The organism is Paracoccus marinaquae (assembly GCF_018860165.1).
GTDB lineage: Bacteria > Pseudomonadota > Alphaproteobacteria > Rhodobacterales > Rhodobacteraceae > Paracoccus > Paracoccus marinaquae.
The window spans coordinates 1-2,697 of the sequence record NZ_JAHKNG010000096.1 but is presented as its reverse complement, the minus strand read 5'-3'; the positions used below and the strand labels follow the sequence as shown (position 1 = coordinate 2,697).

The window sequence follows — 2,697 nt, the reverse complement described above, 5'->3', positions numbered from 1 at the left end:
ACCGCGCATCAGAGCTTGTTTACCGACGTCTTCAGACCTCGTGCCCACCTTTGGGCGTCCAGATCACGATAAACGCCCCGGCGTCACTGATCGCGTGGGAAAACACTTGAAAAAAGACATCAGAGCGTCTTCAGCGCCCCACCTTCCGGCTCTCATCCTGCGCGCGCAGCGCTGCATTCCGGATGTTCGGCCTTTGAATCGAGCCGGAAATCTCCTCGCCTGATTGGAAATTTGCTATCAAACCGGCGTTGAAACTTGACTGGCGGCTCGGCGACAGCCTTAATGCAATCGTGGTGAAACTGCCTGCCCATCGTGGCCGTGCAGAGCACATCAAGATGAAGTTCGACCCTCCCTTTCTACCAATCATCGATACTGATTTGACGATTCAAGGCTTTTCGCGAGGGAAAGATGAACCTGGTTCGAAGAATGAATTGTGTCGACGCTCGTCCGGATATTCAGATCAATGAAGAACGTGCGTGCCTTTCAGGCTGGATGCGCGCTGCCGTCCTGGCGATGGCTGTCCTTGCCGTTCAGACATCCCCTGCATCAGCGGCGAAGCAGAGCTGTCGCGACCTCATCCCGAGCGATCTGACGACGAGCTTCGAGATCAACCAGAACGGCGAGGCCGCCCTGATTACATGCAGGGAAGAGGCGTTGGCAAGTCCTGACGACGGCGAATTGAGGCTGCGCTGGGGCATGGCAAACTTCGCCGCCCGACACGATGGCTCAGTGCGGCGCGACAAACAGGGTGAGATTCCGCGTCAATCAGGATGAGACGGTGCGGCGGGTGTGTGTCGGAGGGAGGGCGTAGCCCGACCGGAGGCACACACCCGCCGCTTCGCCCGGTTACGGGGTCTGTGATCGCGGCCGGCCCGCTACACTGGAGGTTTCCAGGAAGGGAGACCCACCTTTGTGCCGGGGCGCCATGTAACCGATCATCAGATGAGACTTTTCATGAAGTTGAGACAAGACCACCCCATCGAATCCGCTGCGGCCAAGGCCGGGATGAGCCGGTCGAGCGGATACCGCATTTTGCAGGACCCCAGGTTGCCTTCGCAAAAAGCCCAACCGCGGGGACGGCGGCGGCCAGACCCGCTGGAGCGTATCTTCGACGCCGAGGTCGTGCCCTTGCTACAATCCGCGCCGGGCATTCGGCCGGTGGCTGTCTACGAGGAGATGTTGCGCCGCCACCCGGAACTGTCCCCGAGTATTCGCCGGACGCTGGAGCGCCGGATCCGCGCCTGGCGGGCTGAACATGGGGAAGATCAGGAGGTGATCTTCCGGCAGGTTCACGAGCCCGGCCGGCTCGGTCTGTCGGATTTTACGGACATGGGGTCGATCGGCGTGACCATTGCGGGCCAGGCTCTGGATCACCTTCTCTACCACTTCCGCCTGCCGTGGTCGGGGTTCGAGCATGCCCATGTCATCCTCGGCGGCGAGAGCTTCGTCGCCCTGGCGGAGGGGCTGCAGAATGCGCTGTGGTCGGTGGGGGCTGCGCCGCATTATCATCGCAGCGACAGCCTGTCGGCGGCATTCCGCAATCTCGACGGTGACGCGCGGGCGGACCTGACGACACGTTACGAGGCGCTGTGCGCCCATTACCGGATGAAGCCGACCCGCAACAACAAGGGTGTGGCGCATGAGAACGGTTCGATCGAAAGCGCCCACGGCCATCTCAAGAGCGCGATCCGGGATGCGCTGCTGATGCGCGGCAGTTGCGACTTCGACGATCTTGGCAGCTACCGGGCCTTCATCGACGAGATCGCCGGCCGCCGGAACGTGGCCCATGGCAAACGTATCGCGGCGGAACGCCCCCATTTGCAGGGACTGCCGCCGCGCCGCAGCACCGACTTCGAGGAGGTGATCGTCACCGTCTCCTCAACCGGCGGCTTCACCTTGCGCAAGGTGTTCTACACCGTCCCCTCCCGTCTGATCGGCCACAGGCTGCGCGTGCGCCTGTTCGATGACCGCCTTGAGGTCTTCATCGGCGGCACGCAGCTGCTGACGCTGCCCAGAGGCCGCGCGCAGGCCAACGGCAAGCATGACCAGGTCGTGAATTACCACCATGTCATCCATTCACTGCGCAAGAAGCCCATGGCGCTTCTGGGGCTGGTCTATCGCGACAAGCTCTTTCCCCGGCAGGAATACCGGCGGGCCTTTGATCTGCTCTGCGAGCGACTGTCCGATCGGCAGGCCTGCAAGATCACGGTCGAACTGCTTGCGCTTGCCCATGACCGCGGCTGTGAGGTGGAGCTGGCCGGTGAACTCGCCCGTGTTCTCGGGGCCGACACCCTCCCGGACCTTGCTGCCTTGCGAAGGAAGTTCGCCCCGGACCCGGCCGAATTGCCGGTCGTCTCGGTGCGGCCGGTCTCGCTGGGAAGCTACGAGGCACTTGTCAGGACCCCGGCCATGGCGGGAGCACGCGCATGAAGAACGATCATAGCGTCGATGAAGCCCGCCTCGGCATCATGCTGAACGAGCTGAGGTTGCCCACCATCAAGACCCTCTGGCCCGAGTTCGCGCGGCAGGCGGACAAGGAGGGCTGGCCCGCCGCGCGCTTCCTCTGTGCGATCGCCGAACACGAACTGGCCGAACGTGTCCATCGCAGGACGGCAAGACATCTGGCCGAAGCCCATCTGCCGCCCGGGAAGACCATCGACAACTTCGACTTCGTGGCCGTCCCGATGATCTCCAAAG

At 62.8% G+C, this 2,697-nt stretch carries 4 protein-coding genes; all 4 read left to right on the top strand.

The genetic code is table 11. The features are described 5' to 3' along the window. Positions 1–223, top strand: a 223-nt coding sequence (locus tag KNW02_RS20300; protein ID WP_216034996.1) for a hypothetical protein, incomplete at its 5' end; no start/stop codon positions are given. Between the two features lie 185 nt (positions 224–408). Next, entirely contained in the window at positions 409–774 is a 366-nt protein-coding gene (locus tag KNW02_RS20295) for a hypothetical protein (protein WP_216034995.1), read from the top strand. 138 nt (positions 775–912) lie between these two features. Further along, the gene (gene istA, locus KNW02_RS20290) at positions 913–2,430 is read left to right on the top strand and encodes an IS21 family transposase (RefSeq protein ID WP_431356781.1); all 1,518 of its coding nucleotides are present in this window, start codon (positions 913–915) and stop codon (positions 2,428–2,430) included. Continuing rightward, the coding region (locus KNW02_RS20285; protein ID WP_252734160.1) for an ATP-binding protein at positions 2,427–2,697 on the top strand (271 nt) is incomplete at its 3' end. The genes istA and KNW02_RS20285, both read left to right, overlap by 4 nt.

What these genes read in the sequence shown, in the direction of transcription:
- KNW02_RS20295 (WP_216034995.1), top strand. Translation starts at nt 409, where the DNA reads ATGAACCTGGTTCGAAGAATGAATTGTGTCGACGCTCGTCCGGATATT.